This is a genomic window from Allobosea sp., assembly GCF_036675845.1.
Lineage (GTDB): Bacteria > Pseudomonadota > Alphaproteobacteria > Rhizobiales > Beijerinckiaceae > Allobosea.
Genome location: NZ_JAKFED010000105.1, coordinates 1 through 4,576, shown reverse-complemented (window position 1 = coordinate 4,576; position 4,576 = coordinate 1). Strand labels below are relative to the sequence as shown.

Here is a 4,576-nt window from a genome sequence, read left to right as displayed (position 1 = left end):
TCCGCCCGACTCGGCCAGAACCTTCGTGATCGCCGCCGTCAGCGACGTCTTGCCATGGTCGACGTGACCAATCGTGCCGATGTTGCAATGCGGCTTCGTGCGGGCGAACTTCTCTTTGGCCATGACACCTTTATCCTCGAAGGCGGCCGCGCGGGCCGGAAAACGGGCTGGAATTAGGGGGTTTTGCGGCGCGATGCAAGCTGGGCGCACGCGGCGTGCGAAGCGCCGCCCGGCGGCCCCGCCGCCATCCTCGTCCCGGCCCTGCGCGCGGACTTCTTGTTAAGACGCCGGCGCGGGGGCAGAACCGTCGCGACCGGCGCCGTCATTGCGCCCCCGGAGCCTTCGCCATGACCGAGACCAAGCCGCTTCCCCGCATCGCCATCACCTATTGCAGCATGTGCAACTGGCTGCTGCGCTCGGCCTGGATGGCGCAGGAACTGCTGCAGACCTTCGGCCAGGACCTCGGCGAGGTCGTGCTGATTCCGCGCACCGGCGGCATCTTCCAGATCCATTATGACGGCGAGCTGATCTGGGACCGCACGGTCGATGGCGGCTTTCCCGATGTGAAGCAGCTCAAGCAGCGCGTGCGCGACCGGCTAGATCCGGCGCGCGACCTCGGCCATCTCGACGGCCACAAGGCGCTATCGGCCGAGACCTGAACCCCGGCGGGCCGTCCCGCTCGTCAGCGCAGATCAGAGATCGCAGCCGCATCACGACCCGAAGCCGACATAGACGGAGTTGCCGGTCAGCTCGCTGAACTTCTTGTCCTTGTAGCCGTGGCCCTGCAGCGGGTCGAAAACGCTGAAGTGCTCTTGCGAGGGTCGTCCTACGCCATAGACGACGTAAGTATGGCCCATGTCGCCGAAGGATGTCGCCATCAGCAGGAAATGGCCTTTCGCCTTCAGTTTCCCGAAAACGTAGTCGTAGGTGAAATCCTTTGTCGGAATACTCTGGATGCCGATGCCCATTTTGGCGAAGACCGTCTTCATGCCGCCCTTCTGGGCATCCGGGTCGTCCGGCTCGCCTTCAGGCAGCGAACCGTCGGAGTTCAGGTAGCCGCCGTATTGCGCGACCAGATCCTCGACCTTTTCGGAGCCGCGCCCCTTGACGCGCCGCCAGGAGGCTGCGCCGGCGGCCCAGCAATAGAGGCTCGTCTGAAAGAGCTCCGGAGGCTTGGTCAGAATCACCGGCGATGGCGGGGCAAAGCCAGGCGTAGCGGCCTTCAGGATCTTGTATTTACCGCGAAAATAGGTCGATTCATACCAGGTCCGGTCATTGCTCGGCGTCAGGGGCCGTTGCCAGCTTTCGCGCGTCTCGGAATCCTTCCAGGCGATATTCACCATCTTGGCGTTGGCGGTCCAACTGCCGGAGCCGTTCTCCGGACTGCCGGTATCGCGCCATGCTACCGCTCCGCCCTGGGAGAACTCGTATTCCCAGGTCCAGGCCTTGATCTTCACGGTCCATTTGCCGATCAGCAAGTCCAGGTCGCCGGCCATTCCCGCCTCCCTCGGATTGCCGTCTGCTCCGCAGTCTTGAAATCTTGAGATCAGCTGCGTCAGGCGGGAAGGGCGGGCATGTTGCTGCCGTTGATCGACCGGCGCAATCCAAATTGATCCTGCCGGCAGCCTGCGTCCGCGGCGCTGCCGTGAGACGACGGCCGCGCTGGCGGGGCGCAAGGTGACAGGGCGGGAAATTGGAGCGGGTACCGGGAATCGAACCCGGGTATTCAGCTTGGAAGGCTGCTGCTCTACCATTGAGCTACACCCGCGCCGGGCGCCAAATTCCGCATCATGCGGTCGGGTGTCAACCCATCATGACGAGATACGCGCCGCGCCGTCTCCGCCTGTCTCGCCGAGCCGCAGGGGGAAGGCTGGTGGGGGAAGCAGGACTCGAACCTGCGAAGGCATAGCCAGCGGATTTACAGTCCGCCCCCTTTGCCGCTCGGGACATTCCCCCGCCTTGCCGCATGCCGGACTGCGAGAGGCCGGACCGCGAATGCCTGGATCACTTTCGTGACGGCGACAGGCGCGGCCGGACTTATGGTGACGGGGCCGCCGCCTGTCAACGCCTAAAAAGGGAGTTTCCAGCGGCCATCGCCTCAATCCACCGGCCGAGCCGCCATATGCTGCCGCAGCCAGGCCCGCGCCGCCGGCACCAGCGCCTTGAACGGCGTCGTCTCCGGTCTCTCGATCGCATCGGCGAGATCGGGCGGCGGATGGACCAGCGTGCGAACGCCGTGACGATGCAGCCAGACCGGCAGCGAGCCCTGGCGGGCGAACATCGCGATCACCTGCCGGACCAGCGGACTGCGCAGCGCCCGCGGCTTCCCGACCGGGCGCGCCACGACGCAGAAGCGCGCGAAGGGGTTGGCATGGCCTTCCTCGCCTTCGAGACAGAAGATGACGCCGCTGCGGTCGGGCCGCGCCGCCTCCGGCATCGCGTCGATCCGCCGCCACAGGCAGAACCAGGTTCGGCAGATGCCGGGCCGGGTCGCGTAGATGCCGCAGCCGCCGCCGGTATTGTGGCGGCACATCACCCCGGCCGGCTTGCCGACCTCCGGATCGACGATGCGCAGCACCTCGCAGCAGGCGACGCATTCGCCGCAATCGCGCCCCGGCGTGAGATGGTTCAGGGTCCGGCCGGCGCCCATCGCCCCGGCCTCCGGCATCGCGTTCATGGCGCCTTCCCCCGGAAGCGAGGCGGAAATGGCAGCGTAGCGCAAGCAGCGCCCGGGCGGAACCGGAAGCCCGCCCGCAGCGCCTCGCACAGCTTCAGCCCGCTGCCCCGATCCGCTCCCGGATGAAGGCGAGCCGCTCGGCGACGCTGGCGCGCGGCAGCTCGACCGGCTCGTAGCCGAAATCGCGATAGCTGCCGGTCACCGCCGCGAAGGTCCGCTCGGCCTCGGCGAAATCCTGCTTGCGCTCGGCATCCTGCGCGAAGTTCTCGCGCCAGGGCGGCGCGGCGAAGACCAGGCGCCGATAGCGCACCTGCCGCGCCGCCCGTTCGATATGCGCAGGGATCGCAAGCCCCGACAGCGCAAGATAGCCGGCGACATCCGGCACACCGCGGTCGAAGAAGACGGGGCCGCCCTGCACCTGCGCCTGCGCATGGGAGCGCATGTCCCAGCCCAGCATCAGCTCGGCGAACAGGCCGCGCTCGCGCCAGGGCAGGCCCGGTCCGTCGATCGCGACCTGGTCGCGGATGATGGCGCGCCCGCCCTCGGGCGCGGTGGCGTAGCCGGCCTCCGCCAGGGCGGCGAGGAGGCTCGTCTTGCCGGCTCCCGGCCCGCCGGTGATGACGAAGAAGGCGTTGTCGTCCCGGTTCATTGCTGCTCCGTTGGCTTGCTGGATTGACTGTTCATCGCCGCCCTGCCCCACGGCTCCGGGCTGGCCAAGCGCGGCGCGCCGTGGCAGGGCAGACGCTCGACTGTTCGGGAGTGCCCATGCCCGCCCCTTTCCGCCCTCGCCCCGCAGGCAAGCCTGCCTGCCGCGGCTTTCGCCCGCGCCAGGACGGCCCGCCGCCGCATCGCCCCGGCGAGATCGACGAGGCGATCCTCTACGGCGCCCATCCGGTGATCGAGGCGCTGCGCAATCCGCGCCGGCGCTTCCGCAAGCTCCTCGCCACCGAGAACGCCCTGAAGCGCCTGGCCGAGGAGATCGGCGACTTGCCGATCGAGCCGGAGCTGGTCCGCCCCTCGCAGATCGACCGGCTGCTGACGCCCGATTCGGTGCATCAGGGCCTCTATCTCGTCTGCGATCCCCTGCCCTCGCCCGAGCTCGATACGCTGCCGGACGACGCGATCGTGCTCGCGCTCGACCAGATCACCGATCCGCACAATGTCGGCGCGATCCTGCGCTCGGCCGCCGCCTTCGCCGTCGCGGCGGTGATCGTCACCATCCGGCACTCGCCTGCGGCGACCGGCGTGCTGGCGAAATCGGCCTCCGGCGCGCTCGAGCATGTGCCGCTGATCGCGGTGAAGAATCTCGGCGACGCGCTCGACAAGCTGGGCGCGCGCGGCTTCCTGCGGGTCGGCTTCGATTCGGAAGGGGATATCGGCCTCGACGAGGTCAAGCTGCGGCGCCCGCTGGTCATGGTGATGGGCGCCGAAGGCAAGGGCCTGCGCCAGCGCAGCCGCGAGCTCTGCGACCATCTCGCCCGGCTCGACATGCCCGGCACGATCAAGAGCCTCAACGTCTCGAACGCCACCGCCATCGCGCTCTACGCCGCAACGCGGCCGCGCTGAAAGCTTCAGCGCCGCCCGGCCGGAACGGTCCGGCCGCCATACGCCGGCGTGATCCCCTCGGCGCCGATCCGGATGACCCGCGCCACCTGCCCGCCGCGATGGTTTTCGATCCGGTAGATCACCGGATCCGCCGCCGGCGGGCGCTGGATGCCGACCGCGACCGGGATGCTCCGCTCCGCCGGCTCGCGGCGTTCCTCCGGCTCGCCGCCGGGAACGATCACATAGAGGGCGGAATCGTAGTAGCCCGGCCCATAGCCGCCATAACCGCCAAAATGGCCGGCGCCGCGATGGAAGCCACGGCCGCCGGAACCCGGCCGCAGATGCCGGCCCGGC

Annotated in this window: 7 protein-coding genes and 2 tRNA genes; 2 read left to right on the top strand and 7 right to left on the bottom strand. The window is 68.5% G+C overall.

What is annotated here, in order from left to right:
- Nucleotides 1-123: GTP-binding protein (locus V6M56_RS11585; protein WP_246686237.1), on the bottom strand; the 123-nt coding region annotated here is incomplete at its 3' end.
- A 224-nt stretch (nt 124-347) separates the two neighbouring features.
- Between V6M56_RS11585 and V6M56_RS11580 the strand changes: the two genes are divergently transcribed.
- Nucleotides 348-659, top strand: a complete 312-nt coding sequence (locus V6M56_RS11580; RefSeq protein WP_332683813.1) for an Rdx family protein — start codon at nt 348-350, stop codon at nt 657-659.
- 51 nt (nt 660-710) lie between these two features.
- Here the strand turns inward: V6M56_RS11580 and V6M56_RS11575 are convergent, their stop codons facing one another.
- The 5 genes from V6M56_RS11575 to V6M56_RS11555 form a co-directional block, all read right to left on the bottom strand.
- On the bottom strand, nt 711-1,496 hold the full coding sequence (locus V6M56_RS11575; protein ID WP_332683812.1) for a papain-like cysteine protease family protein: 786 nt from the start codon (nt 1,494-1,496) through the stop codon (nt 711-713).
- Between the two features lie 198 nt (nt 1,497-1,694).
- A tRNA-Gly gene (locus V6M56_RS11570) sits at nt 1,695-1,768 on the bottom strand.
- A 103-nt stretch (nt 1,769-1,871) separates the two neighbouring features.
- Nucleotides 1,872-1,956, bottom strand: a tRNA-Tyr gene (locus tag V6M56_RS11565).
- 142 nt (nt 1,957-2,098) lie between these two features.
- Nucleotides 2,099-2,677 (bottom strand): hypothetical protein, encoded by a 579-nt coding sequence (locus V6M56_RS11560; RefSeq protein WP_332683809.1) that lies wholly within the window; start codon nt 2,675-2,677, stop codon nt 2,099-2,101.
- A 94-nt stretch (nt 2,678-2,771) separates the two neighbouring features.
- Nucleotides 2,772-3,326: an AAA family ATPase gene (locus V6M56_RS11555; protein ID WP_332683807.1), complete on the bottom strand. Its 555-nt coding sequence runs from the start codon at nt 3,324-3,326 to the stop codon at nt 2,772-2,774.
- A 116-nt stretch (nt 3,327-3,442) separates the two neighbouring features.
- Between V6M56_RS11555 and rlmB the strand changes: the two genes are divergently transcribed.
- Complete coding sequence (gene rlmB / locus V6M56_RS11550; RefSeq protein ID WP_332683805.1) at nt 3,443-4,243, top strand: 23S rRNA (guanosine(2251)-2'-O)-methyltransferase RlmB; 801 nt, start codon at nt 3,443-3,445, stop codon at nt 4,241-4,243.
- 5 nt (nt 4,244-4,248) lie between these two features.
- On the opposite strand, the gene V6M56_RS11545 is transcribed toward rlmB, so the two are convergent.
- The coding region (locus tag V6M56_RS11545; protein WP_332683804.1) for a hypothetical protein at nt 4,249-4,576 on the bottom strand (328 nt) is incomplete at its 5' end.

Bases quoted from the DNA above. Each gene is read 5' to 3' on its own strand.
- V6M56_RS11580 (WP_332683813.1), top strand. From the start codon at position 348: ATGACCGAGACCAAGCCGCTTCCCCGCATCGCCATCACCTATTGCAGC.
- V6M56_RS11575 (WP_332683812.1), bottom strand. From the start codon at position 1,496: ATGGCCGGCGACCTGGACTTGCTGATCGGCAAATGGACCGTGAAGATC.
- V6M56_RS11560 (WP_332683809.1), bottom strand. From the start codon at position 2,677: ATGAACGCGATGCCGGAGGCCGGGGCGATGGGCGCCGGCCGGACCCTG.
- V6M56_RS11555 (WP_332683807.1), bottom strand. From the start codon at position 3,326: ATGAACCGGGACGACAACGCCTTCTTCGTCATCACCGGCGGGCCGGGA.
- rlmB (WP_332683805.1), top strand. From the start codon at position 3,443: ATGCCCGCCCCTTTCCGCCCTCGCCCCGCAGGCAAGCCTGCCTGCCGC.